Source organism: Acidimicrobiales bacterium, from assembly GCA_036491125.1.
Taxonomy (GTDB): Bacteria; Actinomycetota; Acidimicrobiia; order Acidimicrobiales; family AC-9; genus AC-9.
Window position 1 is genome coordinate 14,809 of the sequence record DASXCO010000064.1, and the last position, 23,675, is coordinate 38,483.

The following is a 23,675-nucleotide window of genomic DNA, read 5'->3' on the forward strand; positions in this document are numbered from 1 at the left end:
CGGCTCGTCGGGCGGCCGGATAGCCTCGAGGCCGATGGCCAGAGTGTCTGACGGCGCCGCGTCCGGCGCAACCGCGTCACCCCGGCTCCTGGCCCGCTGGCGGGAAGTGCTCCGTACGTCCAACCCGCCGACGGGCCGTCTCGACCCGGTGTCGAAATGGCTGGTGCTGACCCGGGCCTCCGTCCTGCCGATGACCCTGACGGCCGGCGCCGTGGCCGGTCTGCTGGCGGTGAACCAACACGGGTTTCGCCCCGGGCTGTTCTTCCTCGCCCTGGCGGGCATCCTCCTGGCCCACACCGCCAACAACCTGATGAACGACCTTTTCGATCTGGAGGTCGGCGCCGATACCGACGCCTACCCCCGTGCGCTGTACGCACCACACCCGGTGCTGTCAGGGATGATCTCCCGGCGGGGCCTGCTCACCGCGGCCCTGGCGGTCAACGTCGCCGACCTAGCCATCCTCATCGTGCTGTTCGCCTACCGGGGATGGCCGGTCGTGGCCCTCGCCCTCGGCGGGTTCCTGTTGAGCGCGGCCTACACCGCCCCGCCCCTGCGACTCAAGAAGCGCGGCCTCGGGGAGCCCGACGTGCTGGCGGTGTGGGGCCCGTTGATGGTCGGCGGCACCTACTACGCCGCGGTCGGCAATCTGCCCTGGCACGTCGTGGCGGCTTCGATCCCCTACGGGTTGCTCTGCACCACCGTCCTCATGGGCAAGCACATCGACAAGATCGAGTGGGACGCGCCGCAGGGAACACGCACCCTGCCGGTCCTGCTCGGCGAGCGCCGGGCCCGCCGTCTGACCCAGGCCATGATGGCCGCCTTCTACGTCAGCGTCGCCGTTCTCGTCGGGGTCGGCGCCCTGCCGTGGCCCACACTCCTGGTCTTCGCCGCCCTGCCGGCGCTGGCCAAGGTGTGGAAGGCCTTCGACCGGGCACGTCCGGATCGGCCGCCTCCCCGCTTCCCGGTTTGGCCGCTGTGGTTCGCCGCGATCGCCTTCCTCCACACCCGGCGGGCGGGGGCGCTCCTCGTGGTCGGTCTGGCCGTGGGCGCCATCCTCGGCTACTGAGCACTTCGCCCCGCTACGTCACCTCGCGCAGCGACCCCTTCTCGACCTCGTAGACGAAGCCGCGCACGTTCTTCTTGGGGATGAAGGGGCTGGCGTTGATCCTGGCGATCGACTGGCGGACGTCTTGGTCCAGGTCGGAGAACGCCTCGGCCGACCAGGGCGGGCGGACCCCGGTATCCTCCTCGACCTGCTGGCGGAAGGCGTCATCGGTGAAGGTGAGCATCCCGCAACCGGTGTGGTGTACCAGGATGATCTCGTCGGTGCCGAGGAGCCGCTGGGAGATGGCGAGCGAGCGGATGGCGTCGTCGGTCACGCCGCCACCCGCGTTCCTGATCACGTGGGCGTCACCCTCGCGCAGGCCGAAGATCCCGTACAGGTTGAGCCGGGCGTCCATGCAGGCCAGGATGGCCAGCTTCTTCCCGGGAGGCATCGGCAGGTCGCCCTTGTCGAAGGCGTTGGCGTAGGCCTGCGAGTTGGCTACCAGCTCGTCGGTGGCGCTCATGATCGACCTCCTCACGTCGGCGAATTCCGACCTTATCAGTCAACAATACGCCGGTTTCAGCGCAACGGCCGCCTCCGATAACCTGACCACCCAGTCAAGAGGCGTTCCCCAGGGGGTTTCATGGCCGAGACCGTGTCCGAGGAGCAGTTCGAGCAGGAGGCGCTCGCCTTCCTCGAGGCCAACGCCAAGCTGCGGGTCGAGGAGAAGAGAGGCTGGGGCCAGGGCTCCGACAGCGTCGCGCTCTTCGCCGAGAAGTCAGACCAGGAGGAAGCCGCCGAGGTGGAGGCGGCCAAGGGCTGGCGGCAGCAAGCCTTCGACGCCGGCTTCGGGTGGATCACCGGACCGCAGGCGTACGGTGGCCGGGAGCTGCCCGCCGCCTACGAGCGCATCTACCACTCCCGGGAGGCGGCGTTCGACACCCCGCCCCAGACGCCGTTCGGCATCGGCCTCGGCATGGTGGCCCCGACCATCCTCGCCCACGCCACCGAGGCGACCAAGCAGCGCTACCTGCGGTCGCTGTACCGCGGGGAGATCATCGCCTGCCAGCTCTTCAGCGAGCCGGGCGCCGGCTCCGACCTGGCCAGCCTCCAGACCAGGGCCGAGCGGGACGGCGACGAGTGGCGTATCACGGGGCAGAAGGTCTGGACGTCGGTCGCCCAGTTCGCCGACATCGGCGAGATCATCTGCCGCACCGATCCCAGCCTGCCCAAGCACCGGGGTCTGACCGGCTTCGTCATCGACATGCACGCCCCGGGCGTCGAGGTAAAGCCCTTGCGCCAGATGACCGGCGGCTCGACGTTCAACGAGGTCTTCTTCACCGACGTGCGCGTGCCGGACGACCACCGTCTCGGCGATGTCAACCAGGGCTGGACGGTGGCCCTCACCACGCTCATGAACGAGCGGGCCGCCATCGGCGCCGGCGGAGCAGGCGTAGGTGGGGTCCTCGGCGGCGACCGCCTCATCGAGCTTCTCCGTCACTTCGGCGGCAACGACGATCCGCTGCTTCGCCAGCGCCTGGCCGACGTCTACATCAACGGCAAGGTGGCCGGCTACACCAACCAGCGGGCCATGGCCAAGATCAAGGCGGGTCAGCTCCCGGGTCCGGAGATGTCGATCGCCAAGCTCTCGCTCACCAACAACATGTCGCGCGTCGGCGAGCTGGTGAGCCTGGCCCTGGGCCCGCGGATGATCGCCGACACCGGCGAGTGGGGAACCTACGCGTGGTCGGAGCTGGTGCTGGGTACGCCCGGGGTGAAGGTGGCAGGCGGCACCGACGAGGTCATGAAGAACATCATCGGCGAGCGCGTCCTCGGTCTCCCGAAGGATCCGTCACCCACCGGCGGTTCCTGACGCGCCCTCGGCAAAGGGAAGCTCGACGTCCATGCCCGGCCGCCGATAGCGGGTCCCCCAGATCAGGTGGTCCATGAACACCCAACTGCGCCGGTGGATCGACGTGGGCCCCCACGCCCGCAGGGACATCTTGTGGCGGGGACACGGGTAGCCCTTGTTCAGCTCGAAGTCGTAGCCCGGGAAGTGCCGGGCCTCGCCGCGCATGACGCGATCACGGGTGACCTTGGCGAGGACCGACGCAGCGGCGATGGACAGGCATGTGGCGTCGCCTTTCACGATGCGGCGGGTGTTGGGACCGCCCACGAAGTCCCAGCGACCGTCGATGAGCACGTGGTCGGGCCGCAGCGAGAGGGCGGCCAGGGCGCGGCCCGCGGCCAGGCGCTGCGCTTCGGACATACCCAGCTCGTCGCACTCGTCAGGTGTGGCGTGGCCCACAGCCCAGGTGGTGCACCACCCCGCCACCCGGTCGAACAGCGCCTCCCGCTCGGGCTCGGTCAGCATCTTCGAGTCGCGCACCTTGTAGACGCGGCGATCCCTCGGCAGGACGGCTGCGCCGACACTGAGGGGGCCGGCCCACGCGCCGCGTCCCACCTCGTCCATGCCCACCACGACCGTGTTCCCGCCGTCCCACAGGTCGCGCTCGATCCGAAGCGACGGCACGACCTGGCGGCGTCGCGCGATCGTCGTCCGACCGCGGCCCCCGCTCGAGCCCATGGCCGCAGGCTACCTCAGCGACACGCCAGCGGGGCCGGCGACGACCTCGCCGATCGTGACGAAGTCAGATGCCGATTCCAGAAGGTTGGCATCGGCCGAGCTCACCGCGGCAAGAAGTCCTCCCGAGGTCTGGGGGTCGTACGACAGGGCCTCGAGCGTCGCTGGAGCCGACGAGCGCACCCGTCCCTCGAGGTGGGATCGGTTGCGGGCGTCACCGCCGGTGCGGGTCCCGGCCGAAGCCGCCGCCTCCGCTCCCGGATAGAGGGGCAGCGCCGCCGCCGACAATGACAGGCGGACCTGCGAGCGCTCGGCCATCTCCCAGGCGTGGCCGAGCAGGCCGAAGCCGGTCACGTCGGTGACCGCGTGCGGTGGGCTCGCCAGGCCGGCAAGCGTCTCGGCGGCACCCCGGTTGAGTGTTCGCATGCCGACGACCACCGCTCGGCAGTCAGCCGGTCGGCCTCCGGCCAGCACGATGCCGGTGCCGAGCGGCTTGGACAGCACCAGCGCGTCGCCCGGGCGCGCCCCCGCCTTGGTCCACACCCGCCCGGGGTGGACGACGCCCTGCACGGCCAGGCCGAAGATCGGCTCCTCGGATCGAATTGTGTGACCACCCGCCACCTGCCCGCCCGCTTCGGCGACCACCGCCGCGGCCGCGGCCAGGATGTCGCCGATCGCCTTCGGCGGCATCCGCTCGGGGAACGCCGAGATGTTGAGGGCGAGCACGACCCGTCCTCCCATGGCGAACACGTCGGAGCAGGCGTTGGCGGCGGCCACGGCACCAAAGTCAGCGGGGTCGTCCACAAGGGGCGGGAAGAAATCCGTGGTCGAGACGAGCGCGACGTCGTCGCTGATCCGCCACACGGCGGCGTCGTCGAACGGCGCCAGCCCGACCAACAGGGACGGGTCCGACCCGCCCGCCAGCTGTCGCACCAGAGCCGACAGCGGCGCTGCCCCCCACTTGGCGGCGCAGCCGCCGCAGGACGTCCACTCGGTCAGCTTGACGTCAGCGCCATCGCTGGTATCTGTGGTACCGATCGCCTCGGCCACGTAGCCTCCTCGTCATCAGCGGCGCTCGGCGGCGGTCGCGGTCCGTAGGGTGACCGCCGGGGTCACCGGCACTCCAGAGAAGTTATCGCTGTATAGCGGCGATAACCCCTTGTGCTTCCCGGGTCCATCAAGGAAGATGGCCGCCTGAGCGGGAGCGTTACCGGTTGGCCGACTTCGCCAGGAGCGGATCGGCGAGCACGGATTCTGCTGGGGGACAGCAACCGGCAAGTCACCGCAGGGAGGGCACCTAAATGGGCGAGGCAGTCGCACAACAGACGCGGTCTGGCGACGAGCCGCTGGCTGCCGGCACGCCGGTTGACGTGCGCAGCCGGTACTTGGGCACGTGGAGTCGTGGTTTCGAGGTGGCAGAGACTGTGGGCGACGTCTACCGGGTTCGTCGGCTCTCCGATGGCACTGTCCTGCCCAGCGAGTTCTCCTCCGACGACGTCAGGATGCAACGTCCGAAGAAGTCGGGTTCGTGGTGGTACTGACCCCTTAGAGGCGGCGACTGATCAGGAGCGCAGGGAGCTCAGATAGTCGTCTATCGGTATCGCGTTCAGGGTCAGGGTCTTGATGGTCCCGCGGGCGCCGAGCCGGAGGGCCACCCGGGCGATCGTGGTCTCGTCGGGCGCTTCGAGGATGGTGGCGAAGTCGTACGGCCCCAACAGGGCCCACTGCTGCAGTACCCGGGCCCCCATCGACTCGACGTCGGCGTTCACCTGCTTGAGGCGATCGGGGTTGTCGTGCAGCGTCGACGCCCCGTCGGGACCGATGGTCGAGAGCATCAAGAAGGTGCTCATGGGCGAGCACCCTAACTCAGGCGCCTGACGTTCTCGCGCTCGTCGGCGTCGACATCGGTCGCGAGGAAGGCGTCGAGCATCTCCCGGGCCACCTCCGGTGAGGTGAGCCGAAGCCCGAAGGCGAGCACGTTGGCGTCGTTCCACCGCCGCGCCCCCCGAGCGGTCTCGGCGTCGGTGCACAGCGCCGCCCGCACGCCCGACACCTTGTTGGCCGCCATCGACACGCCGGTGCCCGTCCAGCAGCAGACCACGCCGCGCTCGGCACGACCGGAGACCACCGCCTCCCCCACCAGACGGCCGACGTCAGGCCAAGGCTCGGCCTGAGCCACGGCCGTCACCTGGTGGCCGAGGCGCTCGAGCTCGGCCACGACGGCAGCCGTGAGGGAGGTCGACTCGTCGGTGCCGAAGGCAATTCGCATCGATCAGAGACGCTACCGGCTCTGTTGCTGGCGGCTTCGCCGCGCCCGGGCGGGGCCCCATCCCCGCCCTCCTCCGAAGCGGCTGGGGCCCCCACCCCGCCGCCGGCTCTGTTGCTGGCGGCTTCGCCGCGCCCGGGCGGGGCCCCCAGCCCTAGCCTGACCCCATGGGCCGGCGTCGGGTGGCCATCGTTCCCCACACTCACTGGGACCGGGAGTGGACCCAGCCGTTCGAGGTCGTGCGCCTGGACCTGGTCGACCTGCTCGACGGGGTGATCGACCTGCTCGAGCGCGACGACGCCTTCACCGCCTTCCTGCTCGACGGCCAGACGGCGCCCATCGACGACTATCTCGAGGTGCGACCCGAAGCCGAAGCGCGCATCCGCCACCTGGTCACGTCGGGGAGGCTGGAGATCGGGCCCTGGTACGTGCCAATGGACGAGTTCCTCGTCTCAGGTGAGACGATCGTGCGCAACCTGCAGCTCGGTCTCGCTCGCGCCGCACGGTTCGGCGGCGCCATGCCCGTCGGCTACCTCGCCGACAACTTCGGCCACATCGCCCAGATGCCCCAGCTCCTCAGGCAAGCCGGGTTCGGCCACGCGGTCGTCTGGCGCGGGGTGCCGTCGACGATCGATCGGACCGCGTTCTGGTGGTCCGCGCCCGACGGCTCGACGGTGCGGGCCGAGTATCTGTCCCGCGGCTACGGCAACGGCGCGGCCCTGCCCGACGACCCGGCGGCGTTGACCCGACGGCTGGCCGCCCACGAAGCAGAGCTGGGAAAGCTCCTCGTCGACGGGATCCTGCTCATGAACGGCACCGACCGGGCCCGGCCCCAGCCCGGGCTGGGTGCGCTGGTGGCGGCGACCAACCGCGAGCAGGAGCACTTCGAGCTGTGTGTGACCTCACTCGGCCCCGAGCTGGCCCGTCGGCCGACCGAGGAGCTGCCGAGCTGGTCGGGCGAGCTTCGGTCGGGACAGCGGGCCCACGTGCTGAGGGGCGTGGCCTCCACACGGGTCGACGTGAAGCAGGCCGCAGCACGAGCCGAGCAGGCATTGGAGCGCGTGGCCGAGCCCCTCTGCGCACTGTTCCTTCCTGCCTCGCGCTGGCCCCGGTCACTGCTCGACGCCGCCTGGCTGCAGGTGGTACGCAACTCCGCCCACGACTCGATCTCGGCGTGCTCGGTCGACGACGTGTCGGCCACCGTGCTGCAGCGCTTCGCGGGCGCCACCGGAGCAGCCGAGGGCCTGAGCGCGCGGGCCCTGGCCGAGGCGGCCTCGTCGATGGCCGAGCCCGGCCCCGTGGTGGTCAACACCGCCGCCCGGAGCAGGGGCGGGGTGATCGAGCTGATGCTGCGCGGCGACGAGCAGGTCGAGGGTACTCAGGTGCTGGAGGCGTGGCCCGCGCTCGATCGCAACGACACGATGGGCGTCGATGACCTGCGCGCCCTGCTCGGTCGGATACGGGGCCAGGACCTCGGCGACGGCACCTTCGTGAACGGGGCCGAGGCCGCACACGGCGCCGGCGCCATCGAGGTGTCGTTACACACCGACGCGCACCTGTCACCGAACCCGTCGGTAGAGCAGGTGAAGCGGGAGCTGTACGCCAGCGTCGGCGCCCGACCCGACAGCGCCGTCCGGGTGCACGTCGACCGGCGCCCGAGCCAGCGGGTGCTCGCCCGAGCCGATGCCGTGCCCGGCCTCGGGTGGGCGGCCTGGACCCCGGCGCCGCTGCAACACGCCGTGCAGGTGACCAGTGAAGCGTCGATGGGCAACGGCCTGATCACGGTGGCGATCGATCGGGCAAAAGGAACCTTCGCGCTCGACGATTCCCGCGACCTGGACCGGTTGGTGGACGACGGCGACCAGGGCGACACCTACACCTGGTCGCCGCCCGCCCACGACGTGACCGTCGATCAGCCCGACGCCGTCTCCGTCGAGGTGGCCGAGCGGGGACCCGTCCGTGGCCGGCTGGTCGTCCGGCGGACCTTCGTGTGGCCAGCACGGGTCGACGACGACCGCAGCACCCGCGTGGGCGAGCGCGCAGTGGTCGTCACCACAACCATCGAGCTGCGAGCGGGCGAACGAGTGGTGCGGGTGACGACCACTTTCGACAACCCGTGTCGTGATCATCGGCTGCGGGCACTGTTTCGCCTTCCCGTCCCGGCGTCGGCTTCCCGGGCCGAGTGCGCCTACGGGATCGTCGAGCGGGGCCTCGACACCGAAGGCGGGTCCGACGAGCTGGCGGTGCCCACCTTCCCGTCTCGACGGTTCGTCACCGCCGGTGGCCTCACTGTCGTCCACGAGGGTCTGGTCGAGTACGAGCTGATCGACATCGATGACGGGCGGGCCCGGACGCTGGCCCTCACCCTCCTGCGGGCGACCGGCGTGCTGTCCCGGCCGACGATCAGCCACCGGCGGTCTCCGGCGGGGCCGCCCCTACCGGTCGAGGGCGCGCAGATGCTCGGCCCGATTGAGTGCCGCTACGCGGTGTGCGTCGAGCCGGTCGATCCCTACGCACTGGCCGACGACGTCCTGCTACCGCTGCTCACCACGACGGCGCCAGGCGGCGGCGGCCGGTCGCCGAGCGGACAGTGCCTTGCCGTCGACGGTGCCGAGGTGTCAGCTGTCCGGCGGGACAACGGCGCCCTGGAGGTCCGCGTCTTCAATCCCACCGACGCCGCGACGTCGGTCTCCCTGGGCGGACGATCGGGCGACCTCGTCGATCTCGCCGGACGGCCGGTCGGCGCCTTCGAGGGCAGCTTCGAGCTCGGCCCGCGACAGCTGGCGACCGCACGTCTCTCGGAGAGCTGACCGCCGCGGCCTACTCTTCCCGTCCGTCCCGCTCGCGTCGGACCTGGCGCTCCTCCCGTCGGTCGGTCGCCCGCTCCCGGAGCTCGCTCGCCCGGGCCCGAAGCTCGGCGGGGCCGGGCAGCACGCCAGGCAGGCCGCGCCGTCGACTCCAGGACCAGCGGCCGTCGGTCCGCGCCTCCGTTCCCGCCCAGTGGAGGGCCCAGAGCTGCACCCGACCCACATCCTTCAAGGTGCGGGGCCGGAGGGACTTCCAGGCCAGCTCCTCGTCGTCCGCCAGCCCGGCGTGCACCTCGTCGGACACCAGCACCGTCCCCGGGATGGCGATCTTCACGATGCGACTGGCCAGGTTGACCACCGGCCCGTAGTAGTCACCCTCCATCGCCAGCACCGATCCGGAGGCCAAGCCGACCCGCACGTCCGACAACAACTCGTCGTCGGCGTAGGCGTCGGCCAGCTGCAAGGCGATCCGCGCCGCCTCGGCGGTGTCGCGCACCACGAACATGACCTCGTCCCCGATCACCTTGACCACCTGCCCCCCAAGGGCGCTGACTATGTCGAAGGCGAGGGCCTCGAACCGGCTCACCACCTCGGCCAGGGCCTCGTCGCTCAGCTCCTGGGCGAGCAGCGTGAAACCCACCAGGTCGGCGAAGCCGATCGTCGCCTCTATCGTCCCCCCGCTGAGCTCGCCCCTGCTGAACGCCAGCATCGCCCGCCGGAACGCGGCGTGGAGGTGCCGGCGCCAGGCGTACTCGAGCAGCTGCCCGATGCTGGGAAGGATGACATCGAGGCTGCGGAGGAACAGATCCGCCATCTCGTCGGAGTCGAGTTCGCTGCGTGTAAGCGGCGAGGCTGCGACCTCGGCCTCGGCCACGCGCGCCATCGATAGTCCGATGACCCGCGTCATCTGCAGCGCCACCTCGACGTCGGCCAGCCCCTCCTGGAGGAAGCGCTCGGCGATGGCGAGGGCCTCGACATCCGCGTCGGTGAAGTGACGCTCGTCGTCGGTCACGTCGGTGAAGCCGAGGGCCCGCCAGAAGCGCGCCGTCAGCTCCAACGGCATGCCCGAGCGCTCGGCCACCTCGGTCGCGGTGTAGCGCGGCCCCCCGGCAACGAGGAGCCGGTCGACAGTGAGGAGATAGAGATTGCCCGCGGCCGCGGCCTGGTGGATCTCCTCGGCGCTGACCCCGAGCGACTCGAGGAGCGAGCGCAGGTGGTCCTCCAAGCCCGTCTCCTGGTCGCTCACCGCGGCCCCCCACCCGTGCGCGCCAGCGCGCCTGCCGCGATCTCCGCCTCGCCTCGGAGCTCGCCCGACGACCAGCTGGGATCGAGGCCGGGGGCGGTGAGGCGAACGGCTCCCGCCCCGGGACGACCCTGGAGCTCCCACCGCAACAGGGCCCGGCCGCCCTCCCACCCCAGCTCGAAGGAGAGCAACCCTCGATGCGTGGGCGCCCGGCGCACCGCAAGGGACCGGCCGCTCCATTCCGCTGGCAGCATCGTGCACAACGCCAGGCCGTCGTCGGTCTCTCGCACCAGGAGGCCGCGCACGAAGGAAAGGAACTCGGCGGTCGCCCACCCGTGGTGGCCGTCACCCATGCACCCGTCGCCGAGGAGCGGGTGAATGGCCTCGGGCCAGGTGAACGTTTGACTGGCCGCGCCAACCAGCCATTCCAGGCGGTCGAGGGCCCGCCGGTCACCGGCAGCCAGCTCCACGAACGCCAGCTGGAGCGTCAGGTAGGTGCCGAGACCGGTGTGGCTGATGCCATGGAAGAAGGCGGAGCCGATCAGGAAACGCTCCCTCACGGCGTCCACCGTCGCGGCCATGGCCGGATCGAGCGGCGGGATCAGGCCCAGTGGCTGACACGCCACAAGGGATCCGATGATGCCGGGGTCGACCCGTCGGTGCGGCCCTGCCGGTATCACCGACGTGCCCAGGTGGCGCGAGGTCTGCTCCATCGAGGCCCAGAGTTGAGCACGCATGGAGGCGGCCCACTCGTCGGCGCGGGTCGCGGCCGTCTCGTCGCCTGCGACCCGCAACAAGGGCGCAGCGTCGAGCAGCCCCCGGAGCGACCAGAAGTCGTCCCAGTAGAAGTAGTCGAACGGTCCGAGGTGCTCGGCGGAGACACCCGCCGGCATCAAGCCCCGCAGCGCCGGGTCGGAGCGACGTGACCGCGGCTTGGTATGGCGCTTGTGCTCGATCCATGTCGCAGCACGGGCGATCATGGGAGCCAGACGGACGACGAGCTCGTCGTCGCCGCTGAGCCGCCAGTGCTCTCCCAGCGTCCACAGCGCCGCGCCGTTGGCGTCCCACTCCTGGCGCTGGCTGAAGAAGAACCCATCGTGGCCCTGTCGGTCGGGGTACGAGGCCAGCACCTCGGCCGCCTCGGCGTGGAAGCCGTAGCGATTCAGGGCGGCGAGGAGGTAGGCCGCGTCACGGAACCAGAACCGGTGGTAGGTGAACGGTCCGGGCATCACATCACTGCCTTCGTGCGACAGCAACAGGAAGCGCCGGCAGGCGTCCACGGCGTCGGCCAGCCGCCCGGGCGGCAGCACGAGATCAGTGCCCCGATCGGTGCGGGCCTGCCACTCCCGTGCTGTAGCCGCGCTCGATGGCACAGCCGGGGGCAGCTGGGGCAGCCGCTCGGCTCGACGTCGAGCCAAGCGACGCCGGCGGGTGCGTCGCGCCGCCACGAGGGGGAGGGCCACCCGATGCGTGGCCCCCGGCGCCAGCGGCAGCACGAGGGCGAGCTGCGCCAGACCGACCTCGCAACGAAGCGACATGTCGCGCTGGGCCCCGGCCCCACCGCGCAACACGGTGGTCGCCGAGTCGCCGCCCGCGAACGTCGAGCCCGCCACCGCGCTCGGTGCTCGGGGCAGCAGGACGGCGGGTCGGCCGTCCACCATCACCGTACGATCCTCGAGGGCGATCCTCTCCACGACCGCAAGGCCCTCGGGGTTGTAGGGGCGGACGGCCAGGGCGACGACGAGGTCATCTCGCGTCCGGTTCTCGAGCTCGACGATCAAGAGCTCGGTCCCGCTCCGGGGGTTCGAGACGCTCGTCGTCACCGCGTAGACCCGGTGCGCCGCGTGACCACCCGGCACCTCGAGCGTCGTCTCCACGACTGGGGTGCCGTCGACCAGGCGCTGATCGACCCCGCCGTCCCGCGACGGCAGGTGCCACCCGTCCTGCGACTCGACCCACCAGTCCAGCGACCATCCGTCGTACCAAGGCGTCACGAGACCGCGAGGATCCACGATGCCCTTGCGCGACGAGCGAGGGTTGCCGACCATCGTCCACGCCCGACCGGTCACGTTGGTCAGCAGGGGAAGGTGCCCGCGGGGTACGAAGGCCGGTGATCTCGGATCCAGCTGCCGCTCGAGCCACCACGGCCAGACCCAGTCCATGGCCAGCTGGGCGGCGGCACGCGTGCGGACGGCCCGGAACACGGTCCGGGCGCCCACCGGCAAGAGCTCGCCCGGCACTTCCACCTCGACGGTCTCGCCTAGGCGCTGGAACGTCGACAGGTAGCGGACGATGTCGTCGGTGATGCGCAATCGGCCCATGGCTCGACGCAACATCCAGGTACGGATCCCCATGGGTCAACCTCAGCCGCGGATGCCGTACAGCTCGGTCTTTGCCTCCCTCTGCATCAAGGCGGTGATCGCCTCGGGCACGGTCTTGCCGTCGCGGATGACGGCGGCCACCTGCTCGGCTATGGGCATCTCGACGCCGTGCCGGGTGGCCAACTCGACGACAGGTCCAGAGGTCTTCACTCCTTCGGCCACCATACGCATCTCGGCCACGATCTCCTCGATCTGACGGCCCTGGCCCAGCGCCTCACCGACATAGCGATTGCGGCTCTGGCGGCTGATGCAGGTCGCGACCAGATCACCCATGCCGGCCAGCCCCGAGAACGTCAGGGGGTCGCCACCGATGGCGATGCCGAGCCGGGTGAGCTCGGCGAGACCCCGGGTCACCAGCGCGGCGCGGGTGTTGTCGCCGAAGCCCATACCGTCGGTCATGCCCGCCGCGATGGCGATGACGTTCTTCAACGCTCCGGCGATCTCGCAGCCGATCACGTCGGGATTGGTGTACACACGGAACATCCCGCTCGAGAACAGTTGTTGCAGCTCGGCGGCGATGCCTTCGTCGGTCAGGGCCACGACGCTCGCCGCCGGATGGCCCGCGAGGATCTCACGCGCCAGATTGGGGCCGGTGAGCACACCCACGGGACGGGCAGAGCCGGGCGCCACCTCGACGACGACCTCGGTCATGCGCTTCAGCGAGTCCTGCTCGATTCCCTTGGCGAGGCTGACAACTGGGGTGGTGGCACCGAGGTACGGCGCCAGGTCGGCGATCACGGCCCGGAAGCCGTGCGACGGGACGCCCATCACCACCACGTCCGCACCGGCCACGGCCTCCTCGAGCGACGCCGTGGCACTCAGACGGTCCGGAAGCTGGATGCCGGGCAGGTACGAGCCGTTCACGTGGTCGACGGCGATCTCCTGCGCCAGCTCGGGTCGCCTGGCCCACAGGGTCGCGGGGGCATTGGTGGCGACAAGCGACGCCACCGCTGTCCCCCACGAGCCCGCACCGACGACTGCGACCCTGGTCACCACCCAGCCACCCTAGGCGCAGCAGCGCCTACGGGCTATCTCCCCGCCGGACCTCCCGGGCCGGCCCTAGGCGCAGCAGCGCCTGCGGGCTATCTCTCCGGCCGGCCTCCCGGACCGGCCCTAGGCGCAGCAGCGCCTGCGGGCTATCTCTCCGGCCGGCCCTAGACTGGCCGGGTGGGACGCGAAGGCGTGAGCTCATCGCCGGGGCGTCAGGGCCGGCCGCCCTCGGCCGCCTTTCGTATCGGTCCTGAGGCGGTGCTCGTACCGGTCAAGGCGTTCGCCGACGCCAAGCGGCGCCTGGCACCCGCCCTCCCCCCCGAGGAGCGAGCGAGCCTCGCCCGATCAATGGCCGAGGGCGTCGTGGCTGCCGCCGGCACACTTCCTGTGGCAGTGGTCTGCGACGACAACGACGTCGCCGTGTGGGCCCGCCAACTCGGCGCCCTGGTGATATGGGAGCCGGAACGGGGCCTGAACGGCGCCGTGGAGGCTGGGGTAAGTCGGCTCGGGGCCGCCGGAGCGGTGCGGGTGACCGTTGCCCACGGCGACCTGCCGCTCGCCCTCGATCTCACCTGGGTTGGTCGCTTCCCGGGAGTCACGCTCGTCCCCGACCGCCATCGCGACGGCACCAACGTGGCGTGTGTGCCCACCGCGGTCGGCTTCAGGTTCTCGTACGGGCCAGGCTCGTTCGCGCGCCACGAGCACGAGGCGCGCCGCCTGGGGCTGCCCCTCCGAGTCGTGGAGGAGCCCCTTCTGGCGTGGGACGTCGATCAACCCGCCGATCTGGATTACGGGCGCTGCCGGTCCTGAGAACCCCGTGACATCGCCCGCGGCGGAGGCGTCGCACGCGTCGACCGGGTCGAACCTGGCCACCCCGGCCTGCGCGCTGGCCGTCGGGGCCCATCCCGACGACATCGAGTTCGGCTGCGGCGCCACCCTCGCCAAGTGGGCATCGGCAGGTTGTCGCATCCGACACCTGGTGTGCACCGACGGGGCCAAGGGATCCTGGGATCCGTCCGAGGACCTCACCAGCCTCGTGCGCATCCGCCAGGAGGAGCAGCGGGCCGCGTCGAGAGCGCTCGGCGGCGAAGGAGACGTCATCTTTCTCGGCTGGTCAGACGGCGAGCTCGAGTCCGGCATTCGTCAACGCTGGCAGCTGTGCTCGTGGATCCGCATGGTCCGGCCCGACGTCGTGCTCGGCCATGACCCGTGGAAGCGGTATCGCCTCCATCCGGACCATCGCAACGCCGGGTTCCTCCTCACCGACGCCATCGTGGCGGCGCGCGATCCACACTTCTTCCCCGACCAAGAGGCGCCACCGCACCGTCCATCGGCGCTGCTGCTGTGGGAGGCCGACGAGGCGGACCATCTGGAGGACGTCTCCGGCTTCGTGGAGGCAAAGCTGGACGCCCTGCTCGCCCACCGAAGCCAGTTTCGCTCGACAATGCGCATCGAGCAGTCGACCTCCCACGAGGAGATGGCGCGATTTCGTGATCGGGTGATCCAACGGCTCGCCGATGACGGCCAGCGCGCAGGGTTCGCTGCCGCCGAGGCCTTCAAGCTGATGCGCGACCTCTGATCTCCGATTCCGGCTTCCCGGGCCGGCGTGTCCTGGGGCCGGCCTCCCAGCCGGGCTACCTGGAGGCCCTCTTCGTCGACTTGCGAGCTCGAGACGCGGCGGTCGACTTGGTGCCCTTTCGCGCCGGCGCTCTCGTGGTCTTGCGAGCCCGGCCCTTCACCGCTTTGCGAGCCGGAGCCTTGGTCGCCTTGCGAGCCGGAGCCCTCGTCGTCTTGCGAGTGGTCTTGCGGGTCGCCTTCCGGGCGGTCTTGCGGGCCGGAGCCTTCGTCGCCTTACGAGCCGTCTTGCGGGTCTTCGCCGTCTTGCGGGCCGGAGCCTTGGTCGTCTTGCGAGCGGCCTTCGTGGTCTTCCTGGCCGGGGTACGGCCCGCCGTCCGCGACTTCTTGGCCAGTGACTTCGACGTCTTCGACGCCGACTTGCTGGCCTTCTTGGCCAGGCTGCTGCCCTTGCGCGCCGCGGATGCCCGTGTGCTGCTCACCCGGCGCTTGGCTGACTTTTTGGCCCTGCCCGTCGAACCTGCGACGCGCTTCTCCGCTGCCGAAGCCGCTTTCCTGATCGCTGCCATGGAATCACCTACCGCTTCCTAACGGCTTTCGCCGTCTTGTTGGTCGTCTTCTTCTTCGCCGGAGCCTTCTTGGCCACCGGCCCCTTGTTGGCGGGAGCCCTCTTCGAGGTGGCCTTCCTGCCCGGCGCTGTCTTCTTGGCCTTCTTTATCGGTCGGTTCGTGTTGAGGGCTTCCTTGAACGCCGATCCAGCTGCGAACCGCACACCCTTCGATGCGTTGATTCGTACTGGCGCCCCAGTCTGCGGGTTGCGGCCCATACGGGCGTTGCGCCTCGTCGGGTTGAACGTGCCGAAGCCGATCAGCGCAACCCTGTTACCCGTTCGCACCGCCTCCATAACCGTCGACATCACCGCGTCAACGGCGCGCTCGGCTTGACGCTTCTCGAGAGCAGTAGCTGCGCCGACCGCCTCGATCAGCTGGGACTTGTTCACCGCCACCTCCTCATCCCTTGCTCGTTGTAGTGACGCAGTTTCCCTGTAATGAAAAAGGTTATTGGCCGCGAGGTCAAGTTTTTCCTTGAACGCGAAGTGGTTTTGCTCTCGCGATGGACGTCAGCGCGGTACTTCGCGAGTCTGTCGAATCGTGGAAGCACTGCCGGACGGCACCTACGACGTCATGATCGTGGATGTCGAACGCGATGAACAGCAACACGTTCGGATCGATGTCGTCCTGACGGCGGGATCGCACCGCGGCGAAGTCGTGTCACTGCGCGCATCATCGATGCGACGGGATCCGCTCGGCCTGATGGGACTCCCGGCTCGCCTCGAGGTGAAGAACGGGACGCCCGATCTGAAGATCGATTGACGACAGGCTCGGCACCACAGGGTCCACGCGGCCCCGCGATCAGCGATATGACGCTCTAGACAGCGGATCGGGCGGTTCCGATGGGGCAAAGAACGCCGATGGCATTATCCTGACTGGCGATGACCTGCCCATCCTGCGGGAACACGCTGCCGGAGGGCGCTCGATTCTGCCCCGGATGCGGGCATTCGATTGTGACGATCGGCACGCGGGGCGACGAGCGGCGGGTCGTCACAGTGGCGTTCGCCGACCTCGTCGGCTTCACCACGCTGAGCGAGACGATGGACCCGGAGCAGGTCAAGAACCTGGTGGACAGCTGCTTCGAGCGGCTGGCGGCCGACATCACCGCTTTCGGCGGCAGGGTGGACAAGATCGTGGGTGACGCCATCGTCGCCCTGTTCGGCGCTCCGGTCGCCCACGAGGACGACGCCGAACGGGCGGTGCGGGCGGCTCTCCAGATGCAGGCGAGCGTGGTGGCGCTCTCGGGCGAGCTGGAGTCGGTGCGCCTGCGTATCGGCGTCAACACCGGCGAGGTGCTGGTTGGTGCCCTGCGCGCCGGCGGCGACTACACGGCGATGGGCGACGTGGTCAACGTGGCCAGCCGGCTGCAGACCATGGCCGATCCGGGTCAGGTGCTCGTGGGATCTCCCACGAGGGCCGGCACCGCAGCAGTGGTTCGCTACGAGCCGGCGGGCACGCTGCAGACGCGCGGTCGCGACGGAGCCGTTGAAGCGTGGATCGCCGTCGAGTGTCTTGCTCCTCCGGGGCGGCGGCCGGCCCGGGTCGACGGCCCGCTGATCGGTCGTTGCGAGGAGCTGGGTCTGCTCCAGCACGCCGTCGGTGCCGCTGTCGCCCGTCATCGGGCACAGCTGATCGTGATGCTCGGCGACGCGGGAGTGGGCAAGAGCCGCCTCGCCCGCGAGCTCGCCGACTGGGCCGTCCAGGAGCACGGCGCCACCGTGCTCGAGGGCCGTTGCGTGCCCTATGGGGAAGCCAACGTCTGGTGGCCCATGGCGGAGATGATGCGCCAGGCCTGCGCCATCGAGCCTTCCGATTCGGCCGACCAGACGCTGGCCAAGTGCCGGCTCGCCGTTGCCGCGGCAACAGGCGTCGAGGTCGACGGCAACGAGGCGGAGCGGTTGGCGACCGCCCTGTCGTTCCTCATGGGCAATCAGGGCGCGCTGGCCAACGTCGACCCCGGGCGAACTCGCGAGGAGGTGCGCCTGTCGCTGCTGACCTTTCTCGACGGGCTCGCCCGCCATCGTCCCCTGGTGTTGGCGCTGTCGGAGCTCCACTGGGCGGACGAGCTGGTCTTTGACGCCATCGACGACCTCCTCGATCGCCTCCACCACCTCCCCCTCGTGCTCCTGGCGACTGCCCGTCCGGAGATCCAGCCCCGTTGGGCTCCCCGGCCGGGCCGCCACAGCGAGGTCGTGCTGCACGTCGACCCTCTCGCTCTCGTCGAGGGCCGCCAACTGCTCGCCGCGCTATCGGGCAACGAGCTGGAGCCAGGGATCGGCGACGCGCTCCTCGAGCGCAGTGGGGGCAATCCCTTGTTCCTGGAGGAGCTGTCGGCCTTCCTCGGCGACGCCAGCCGCGGCGAGCAGGGTGTGCTCGCCGAGGCCGGCCCGCCGGGCGCAGAGCTCCCTGCGACCCTCCGCGGCCTGGTGGCAGCCCGCCTCGACGTGCTCAGCCGCGAGGAGCGCGCCGTGGTGGAAGACGCGTCGGTGGTCGGGCTGCGAGGTGGGCTCGAGGCGCTCACCACCTTGGCGACGGCCCGCGGCGGCGCAGAGATCGGCCCCGTCGTCGAGGAGCTGGTGGCCAAGGACGTGATCTCCACGCAGGGCGATACGTGGGCCTTTCGATCCGGGCTGGCCCGCGAGGTCGCCTACGAGATCCTGACCAAGGCCGACCGGGCCCGGCGACACTACGCCCTCGCGTCGTGGCTGACCGAGAGCACTCAGCAGAGTGACCGGCAGCAGGAGATCGTCGAGCAGCTGGCCCACCACTTCAGCGAGGCGTCGGCGTTGAGATCCGAGGTGGGCACGGTCGGCGATGTCCCGTCCGACGTGTGGCGCTCGGCCCTCGAGTACACCACGATGTCGGCGGACCGGTCACGCCAGCGGGGGCTGCATCAAGTGGCGGTGGACCTCCTTTCCCGGGCCGTGGCGATCATCCCGCGGGGCGAAGACGCCACCCGTCGAGAGGTGCTGCTGGAGCGGGCCGATGCCAAGGCCTACCTGCGCGAGCCCAGCGCGGCCCGCGCCGACATCGACAGCGCGCTGGCTTCGGCGTCTGCGGAGGGGGACCAGCGCGCCGTGGCCCGGGCGCTCACCGTGCTGGGCCACGTCGAGCAGGCCGAAGGGTCCTTCGACGCGTCGAGCGCCACCCTCGAACGGGCGACGCGCATCTGGCGCGACGTGGGTGACGACCACGGTGAAGCCGAGGCGCTCAGCCAGCTGGGCACGACCCGCTCGCTCATGGGTGACCCGGACGGGGCAGAGGCGGCCATGACGACCGCCCTCACGACGTTCCGCTCCCTCGGGTCGCGTCGCGAGGAGGCCTGGGCCCTGTGGAACCTGGCCGAGATCGCCTACGCCCTCGGTCGCCTTCCCGAGGCCGAGCAGCGCCTCGGCGAGGCGGCAAGCACGTTCATCGAGGCCGGCGACTGGGGCGGGCTGGGCTGGACGAAGGGGCTGCTCGGCTTCGTGCGCTTCTTCCAGGGTCGCCGAGAAGAAGCAGAGGAGCTGGCGACCCACATTCTCGGCGAGGTGCGCCAGAGCGGCGACCGCTGGGCGCTGGCAATGGTGCAGTTCCTGCTGAGCTCGGTGGCGCTCTGGCAGGGTCGGACGAGCGAGGCGATCGAGCGGAGCCAGGAGGCGGCCCGGCTGTTCCGCGAGCTTGGCAACGGCGACGCCCTGCGCGCCGAGGGCGTCCTGATCCGGGCCCGCGCCGCCGCCGGCGACATCGAGGCGGCGTTCGCCTTGGCCCGCGAGAACCTGATGAACGCTCTGGCGAACGAAGGGTCGAACGGCTGGAGGTCATCCAAGGCCGGCCTGGTGTACGGGCTGGTGCAAGGAGCGGGGCTGGGACTCGCGGGCACGGCCATCCACGTGGGCGACGGCGAACAGGCTCTCTCGGTGCTGAGCGAGCTGTCGCAGCTCTCGAACGGTGCGGTCAGCGAGATCGCCACGACCGAGGTCGATACGGCCCACGGGGCTGCCCTCGCTCAGGTCGGCCGGTTCGAGGAGGCGATCGATCACCTGGAGCAGGCGCGCGCCGGCGCCGCCGCCGCGGGCCCGCGTGCCAATGCCCTGTCCCTGCTCGCCCTTGCCTATGCCGGCGCCCGCCGGCCCGAGGAAGCGATCGACGCGGCCCGGGTGACGGCATCGCTCGAGGAGGCCACGTATCTCGATCGAGCCGTGGCCGATGTCGCCCGGGGCTTCGCCTCGGTACAGCTCGGACGTCCCGATGAGGGAGAGGAGGCGTTCTGCGCCGCTCGATCGATCGTCGACGCCACCGGTGACCGGACCCAGCAGGCAATCGTCCGCCTCGCTCGTGCTCGCGGCCTGGAATCGGCCGATGCACCCGAGGCGGCGGTGGCTCTGGCCGAGGCGCAGGCGGCGCTCGACCACATCGGCATCAGGGCGGAGGGATGGGACATCGCGTTCCGCGCCGCTGCCGGTGGCGGGCCGCTCGTCGAGTCGGCTCGCGCTCAGGAGACCCGGGCTGGGTCCTGAAGGCTGAGCACATGATGGGCGACCTCCTCGAGCTCGTCCGCCCACCGATCGGGCTCGACGGCAGGCACGACGACCAGCTTCGAGAAACCTCGGTCGATGAAGGCCTCGAGCCGCCGGCGCAGCGCCGGGAGTCCAGACAGTACGAGCTCGCCAGGTTCGACATCCGGCCGGCGCGCGGCCAGCGCCTGGGTGAGACGGTCGGGCAACGGGCCGCGGGAGTAGACGACGAGAGCGCCGAAGTGCTCCGGGTCGATCCATCGCCCGGCGCGGTCGGCCGCCTCCTCCACGATCTTGCGGCCCGCGGCGGCCTCGTCAGGGGTGCAGAAGCTCGGCAGCCAGCCGTCGCCCAGCCGACCGGTGCGGCGCAGCTCGCTCGGGACCCGACCGCCCAGCCAGACATCGGGAGGGCGCTGCACGGGCTTGGGACGGACGGTGAGAGCCCTGTAGGCAAAACGGGAGCCGTCGTGATCGACGGCGTCCTCGGTCCACATCCGTCGGATGAGGGGCAGTGCCTCGTCGAACCACGCGGCCCGATCCTCCCGTCGCACACCGAAGGCCTGCTGCTCGTTGGGCTCCGCCACGCCGAGCCCGAACGCGGGAAGCACGCGGCCGCCGGACAGCACATCGAGACTCGCCAGCTCCTTGGCGAGCACGGCCGGGTTGCGCCCCGGCAGCACCAGCACGCTGGTGCCCAACTTGAGGCGTTCGGTCCGACCCGCCGCCACCGCCAGCCCCACGACGGGATCGGGAGCGACGCCGGTGAGCCGTTCCGACAGCCAGAGCGAGTCGAACCGCTGCCGCTCCAAGCCGTCGACCAGGTCGGCGAAGTGCTCACGCCCGCCGCCACCCGCCGCGGTGCCGAGTCCGTACCCGATGCGTACCTTCATGAAGGATGAGCCTAGGGCGTGCCCTTGCAGCCATCGGCCCCGCCCGACCAGGATGACCTGTCGATGAGCCAGGGAGACGCGCCGGTCGGAGTGGCCGGCACCAAGGGGGCGCAGGAGACACTCGCCGCGCTCAACCGGGGTGGACACCTGGCGCGCCCTATCCGGCCGGTGTCGGTCGACAAGGAGGGCCGGGTCGACAAGGCCGAGGCAGCCGGGGTGACGGTGCTGTGGCGTCCGGGGCTCACATCTCGCCAATGGCTGCTGGCCGCCGTCGACCACCTTCCGGATCTGGCGTGGGTCCACTCCGACGCGGTGGGGGTCGACACCCTGCCCGTGGCGGAGCTTGCCGAGCGGGGCATCGTCCTGACCAACGGGGCGGGCAGCTTCTCCCGCCCGATGGCCGAGTGGGTCATGCTGGCCATCCTCTCGGCGGCCAAGCGCTTCCCCCGGTTCGTGCGGCTCTCCGATCGCGGCGTCTGGGACCCCAGCCCCCTCCTGAACGAGCTCGACGGCGGCGTCCTCCTGCTCCTCGGCCTCGGCTCGGTCAACAGTCTGGTGGCGCGGATGGCCGCCGCCTTCGGCATGGAGGTAAGGGCGGTGTCGCGCCAGGCCCGGGCCAACCTTCCCGCCGGCGTGACCCGCATGGTGTCGCCGGACCACTGGCGGGCCGAGCTCTCAGACACCGACTACGTCGCGCTCGGTCTCCCCCTCACCCCGGCCACGGCCAACAGCATCGACGCCGACGCCCTGGACGCCATGAAGCCCACGGCGTGGCTGGTCAACGTGGCCCGTGGGGCGTTGGTCGACGAGGCCGCCCTCGTGCGCGCCCTCGATGCGGGCCAGATCGGTGGCGCCGTGCTCGACACCTTCGTCGAGGAGCCCCTGCCGGAGGGCCATCCCCTATGGGGACGCGAGAACGTCATCGTCGTGCCCCACTTCACCTGGTCCTCACCGCGGTCCATCGCCCGCATCGAGGAGCTCTTCGCCGCCCAGCTCGCCCGCTGGCTCTCGGCCACACCCTTGGCCAACGTCGTCGACGCCGCCGCCGGCTACTGAGCCTTCACCCGTTCGTACGTCGCACTGATCGTGACAAGTTGGGTGACGCGGGCCTCGCTCGGTGAACCTTGCATGTCGAGAAAGGCGCTCAGTGCGCGTCAGTTGATCCGGCGTTCCCGGCCCTCCCAGTAGGGCGAGCGGAGCTTGAACTTCTGCAGCTTGCCTGTGGCCGTGCGCGGCAGGCTGTCGCGAAGCTCGACCGATGTCGGGCACTTGAAGTGCGCCAGCTCGTTGCGGCAGAACTCGATCAGCTCGGCCTCGTCGACCGCGGTACCGGGCCGGGCAACCACGAGGGCCTTCACGGTCTCGCCCCAGCGCTCGTCGGGCACCCCGATCACCGCCGCCTCGGCCACGGCCGGATGCTGGTACAGGTGGCCCTCGACCTCGATCGACGAGACGTTCTCGCCTCCGCTGATGATCACGTCCTTCTTGCGGTCCTCGATCGTGAGGTGAGGACCGTCCATGAAGCCGCCGTCGCCGGTGCGGAACCAGACGTTCTCGTCCTCGGGCCCGCCTTCCGGGCCGGCCGGGCCGAGCACAGCCGCCGACTCCTCCGGTTGGCGCCAGTAGCCGGCGAAGATGTGGTTGGAGCGCGCGAGCACCTCACCCTCCTCGTCGGTGCGGACCTTGACGCCCACGGCCGGGAGCCCGGCCCGGCTGAGCCGCCGGGCCCGCTCAGGAGGATCGAGCTCGTCCCACTCCAGCGGGGCCCTGTTGACGGTGAGCAGCGGCGAGGTCTCGGTCAGGCCGTAGATCTGGATGAACTCCCAACCGAGCTCGTCGCCCACGCGCTCGATGATCCTCGCGGGCGGCGGCGCGCCGGCGACCACGATTCGGACCGTGCCCGCGCCCGGGACCGTGCGGCCCTGCTCCCGACGGGCGGCTGCCGCGTCGAGCACGGCTGCCACCACCGCCGGGGCACCACACATGAGCGTCACGCCCTCGGACTCCACCCGGGCGAGGATCTCCTCACCGTCGACCTTGCGCAGGACGACGTGACGGGCGCCCATCCCCGTGGCGGCGTAGGGCATGCCCCAACCGTTGCAGTGGAACATCGGCAGCGTGTGGAGCAGCACGTCCCGGTCGGTGACAGTCGTGTGCCATCCGAAGACGACGGCGTTCAGCCAGCAGTTGCGGTGCGTGAGCTGCACGCCCTTGGGTCGGGCCGTGGTGCCTGAGGTGTAGTTGATGCTGCAGGTGGCGCGCTCGTCCGGGTCCCATCGGTTCGGGCCGACGGCGTCGTCGCCCAGCTCGGCGAAGAGCTCCCGGTCCCGCACGCCGTCGAGCACGATGCGCTCTTTCACCTTGACCTCGGCCTGCGCCTCGTCCAGCTCGGGGTCGATCAGCATGACCGTGGACCCCGAGTGGTCGACGATGTAGCCGATCTCCTGGGCGTTCAACCTGAAGTTGACCGGCACGAGCACCCGCCCGAAGCCGCTGACGCCGAAGTAGGAGACCAGGAACCGTCCGGAGTTCGGGCTCACGATCGCCACCCGCTCTCCCTGGCCGACACCCATGCGGTCGAGGGCGGCGGCCATTCCCCGGGCCCGCCTGTGCAGCTGGGCGTAGGTCAGCCGGCCGAACGAGCCCGTCTCCCCCGGCTCGTCGACCAGGGCGACCCGGTCGGCGTGAGCGGAGCCCGCCCGCTCGAGGAAGTCGCCGACGGTAAGCGGTACCTCCATGACCCCCCCTCTCGTCGTGGTCAGTAGTGCGCGTCAACTTATCCCAGGT

At 70.5% G+C, this 23,675-nt stretch carries 20 protein-coding genes and 1 pseudogene; 10 read left to right on the plus strand and 11 right to left on the minus strand.

The annotated features are described in order from the left end of the window. Positions 1-34 precede the first annotated feature (34 nt). Entirely contained in the window at positions 35-1,066 is a 1,032-nt protein-coding gene (locus VGF64_05040) for a prenyltransferase (GenBank protein HEY1634102.1), read from the plus strand. A gap of 13 nt (positions 1,067-1,079) precedes the next feature. On the opposite strand, the gene VGF64_05045 is transcribed toward VGF64_05040, so the two are convergent. Then, on the minus strand, positions 1,080-1,568 hold the full coding sequence (locus tag VGF64_05045; GenBank protein ID HEY1634103.1) for a carbonic anhydrase: 489 nt from the start codon (positions 1,566-1,568) through the stop codon (positions 1,080-1,082). Between the two features lie 120 nt (positions 1,569-1,688). Between VGF64_05045 and VGF64_05050 the strand changes: the two genes are divergently transcribed. Further along, entirely contained in the window at positions 1,689-2,918 is a 1,230-nt protein-coding gene (locus VGF64_05050) for an acyl-CoA dehydrogenase family protein (protein HEY1634104.1), read from the plus strand. On the opposite strand, the gene VGF64_05055 is transcribed toward VGF64_05050, so the two are convergent. Both VGF64_05055 and selD read right to left on the minus strand, forming a co-directional pair. Continuing rightward, positions 2,898-3,632, minus strand: coding sequence for a ribonuclease HII (locus VGF64_05055; protein HEY1634105.1), 735 nt, complete (start codon positions 3,630-3,632; stop codon positions 2,898-2,900). The genes VGF64_05050 and VGF64_05055 overlap by 21 nt on opposite strands. Before the next feature lie 9 nt (positions 3,633-3,641). Beyond that, entirely contained in the window at positions 3,642-4,679 is a 1,038-nt protein-coding gene (gene selD / locus VGF64_05060; protein ID HEY1634106.1) for a selenide, water dikinase SelD, read from the minus strand. A 251-nt stretch (positions 4,680-4,930) separates the two neighbouring features. Between selD and VGF64_05065 the strand changes: the two genes are divergently transcribed. Further along, the gene (locus VGF64_05065; GenBank protein ID HEY1634107.1) at positions 4,931-5,170 is read left to right on the plus strand and encodes a hypothetical protein; all 240 of its coding nucleotides are present in this window, start codon (positions 4,931-4,933) and stop codon (positions 5,168-5,170) included. Positions 5,171-5,191: 21 nt separating this feature from the next. Here the strand turns inward: VGF64_05065 and VGF64_05070 are convergent, their stop codons facing one another. Both VGF64_05070 and VGF64_05075 read right to left on the minus strand, forming a co-directional pair. Next, on the minus strand, positions 5,192-5,479 hold the full coding sequence (locus tag VGF64_05070; protein HEY1634108.1) for a GYD domain-containing protein: 288 nt from the start codon (positions 5,477-5,479) through the stop codon (positions 5,192-5,194). An 11-nt stretch (positions 5,480-5,490) separates the two neighbouring features. Beyond that, on the minus strand, positions 5,491-5,898 hold the full coding sequence (locus tag VGF64_05075; GenBank protein HEY1634109.1) for an RpiB/LacA/LacB family sugar-phosphate isomerase: 408 nt from the start codon (positions 5,896-5,898) through the stop codon (positions 5,491-5,493). Positions 5,899-6,062: 164 nt separating this feature from the next. On the opposite strand from VGF64_05075, the gene VGF64_05080 reads away from it, so the two are divergent. Continuing rightward, positions 6,063-8,705, plus strand: a complete 2,643-nt coding sequence (locus VGF64_05080; GenBank protein ID HEY1634110.1) for a glycoside hydrolase family 38 C-terminal domain-containing protein — start codon at positions 6,063-6,065, stop codon at positions 8,703-8,705. 10 nt (positions 8,706-8,715) lie between these two features. Here the strand turns inward: VGF64_05080 and VGF64_05085 are convergent, their stop codons facing one another. Genes VGF64_05085 through VGF64_05095 form a run of 3 tightly spaced genes read right to left on the minus strand, consistent with a single transcriptional unit; the run spans position 8,716 to position 13,319 of the window. After that, positions 8,716-9,948, minus strand: coding sequence for an adenylate cyclase regulatory domain-containing protein (locus tag VGF64_05085; protein ID HEY1634111.1), 1,233 nt, complete (start codon positions 9,946-9,948; stop codon positions 8,716-8,718). Next, positions 9,945-12,299 (minus strand): hypothetical protein, encoded by a 2,355-nt coding sequence (locus VGF64_05090; protein ID HEY1634112.1) that lies wholly within the window; start codon positions 12,297-12,299, stop codon positions 9,945-9,947. The genes VGF64_05085 and VGF64_05090 overlap by 4 nt, the downstream gene beginning before the upstream one ends. Before the next feature lie 9 nt (positions 12,300-12,308). Continuing rightward, the gene (locus tag VGF64_05095; GenBank protein ID HEY1634113.1) at positions 12,309-13,319 is read right to left on the minus strand and encodes an NAD(P)H-dependent glycerol-3-phosphate dehydrogenase; all 1,011 of its coding nucleotides are present in this window, start codon (positions 13,317-13,319) and stop codon (positions 12,309-12,311) included. 174 nt (positions 13,320-13,493) lie between these two features. Here VGF64_05095 and cofC point away from each other — a divergent pair, with 174 nt between their 5' ends. The 3 genes from cofC (at position 13,494) to VGF64_05110 (ending at position 15,482) form a co-directional block, all read left to right on the plus strand. Continuing rightward, the gene (gene cofC, locus VGF64_05100) at positions 13,494-14,126 is read left to right on the plus strand and encodes a 2-phospho-L-lactate guanylyltransferase (protein ID HEY1634114.1); all 633 of its coding nucleotides are present in this window, start codon (positions 13,494-13,496) and stop codon (positions 14,124-14,126) included. Positions 14,127-14,133: 7 nt separating this feature from the next. Next, positions 14,134-14,895: a PIG-L deacetylase family protein gene (locus tag VGF64_05105; GenBank protein ID HEY1634115.1), complete on the plus strand. Its 762-nt coding sequence runs from the start codon at positions 14,134-14,136 to the stop codon at positions 14,893-14,895. Between the two features lie 188 nt (positions 14,896-15,083). Beyond that, the gene (locus VGF64_05110) at positions 15,084-15,482 is read left to right on the plus strand and encodes a hypothetical protein (protein ID HEY1634116.1); all 399 of its coding nucleotides are present in this window, start codon (positions 15,084-15,086) and stop codon (positions 15,480-15,482) included. 139 nt (positions 15,483-15,621) lie between these two features. On the opposite strand, the pseudogene VGF64_05115 reads toward VGF64_05110, so the two are convergent. Beyond that, positions 15,622-15,891: pseudogene (locus VGF64_05115) on the minus strand (HU family DNA-binding protein). A gap of 151 nt (positions 15,892-16,042) precedes the next feature. Here VGF64_05115 and VGF64_05120 point away from each other — a divergent pair. Then, a complete protein-coding gene (locus tag VGF64_05120) occupies positions 16,043-16,264 on the plus strand; it encodes a hypothetical protein (GenBank protein ID HEY1634117.1) in 222 nt (73 codons plus the stop codon). A gap of 191 nt (positions 16,265-16,455) precedes the next feature. Further along, positions 16,456-20,001 carry a tetratricopeptide repeat protein gene (locus VGF64_05125; GenBank protein ID HEY1634118.1) on the plus strand — a complete coding sequence of 1,182 codons (3,546 nt, stop codon included), beginning with the start codon at positions 16,456-16,458 and terminating at the stop codon, positions 19,999-20,001. Here the strand turns inward: VGF64_05125 and VGF64_05130 are convergent. Then, positions 19,977-20,888, minus strand: a complete 912-nt coding sequence (locus VGF64_05130) for an LLM class flavin-dependent oxidoreductase (GenBank protein HEY1634119.1) — start codon at positions 20,886-20,888, stop codon at positions 19,977-19,979. The two genes, VGF64_05125 and VGF64_05130, sit on opposite strands and share 25 nt — an antisense overlap. An 18-nt stretch (positions 20,889-20,906) precedes the next feature. On the opposite strand from VGF64_05130, the gene VGF64_05135 reads away from it, so the two are divergent. Continuing rightward, complete coding sequence (locus VGF64_05135) at positions 20,907-21,944, plus strand: D-2-hydroxyacid dehydrogenase (protein ID HEY1634120.1); 1,038 nt, start codon at positions 20,907-20,909, stop codon at positions 21,942-21,944. Positions 21,945-22,042: 98 nt separating this feature from the next. On the opposite strand, the gene VGF64_05140 is transcribed toward VGF64_05135, so the two are convergent. After that, the gene (locus tag VGF64_05140; GenBank protein HEY1634121.1) at positions 22,043-23,626 is read right to left on the minus strand and encodes an AMP-binding protein; all 1,584 of its coding nucleotides are present in this window, start codon (positions 23,624-23,626) and stop codon (positions 22,043-22,045) included. Positions 23,627-23,675: the final 49 nt, after the last annotated feature.

Bases quoted from the DNA above. Each gene is read 5' to 3' on its own strand.
- VGF64_05040 (HEY1634102.1), top strand. From the start codon at position 35: ATGGCCAGAGTGTCTGACGGCGCCGCGTCCGGCGCAACCGCGTCACCC.
- VGF64_05045 (HEY1634103.1), bottom strand. From the start codon at position 1,568: ATGAGCGCCACCGACGAGCTGGTAGCCAACTCGCAGGCCTACGCCAAC.
- VGF64_05050 (HEY1634104.1), top strand. From the start codon at position 1,689: ATGGCCGAGACCGTGTCCGAGGAGCAGTTCGAGCAGGAGGCGCTCGCC.
- VGF64_05055 (HEY1634105.1), bottom strand. From the start codon at position 3,632: ATGGGCTCGAGCGGGGGCCGCGGTCGGACGACGATCGCGCGACGCCGC.
- VGF64_05065 (HEY1634107.1), top strand. From the start codon at position 4,931: ATGGGCGAGGCAGTCGCACAACAGACGCGGTCTGGCGACGAGCCGCTG.
- VGF64_05070 (HEY1634108.1), bottom strand. From the start codon at position 5,479: ATGAGCACCTTCTTGATGCTCTCGACCATCGGTCCCGACGGGGCGTCG.
- VGF64_05075 (HEY1634109.1), bottom strand. From the start codon at position 5,898: ATGCGAATTGCCTTCGGCACCGACGAGTCGACCTCCCTCACGGCTGCC.
- VGF64_05080 (HEY1634110.1), top strand. From the start codon at position 6,063: ATGGGCCGGCGTCGGGTGGCCATCGTTCCCCACACTCACTGGGACCGG.
- VGF64_05090 (HEY1634112.1), bottom strand. From the start codon at position 12,299: ATGGGGATCCGTACCTGGATGTTGCGTCGAGCCATGGGCCGATTGCGC.
- VGF64_05130 (HEY1634119.1), bottom strand. From the start codon at position 20,888: ATGAAGGTACGCATCGGGTACGGACTCGGCACCGCGGCGGGTGGCGGC.
- VGF64_05140 (HEY1634121.1), bottom strand. From the start codon at position 23,626: ATGGAGGTACCGCTTACCGTCGGCGACTTCCTCGAGCGGGCGGGCTCC.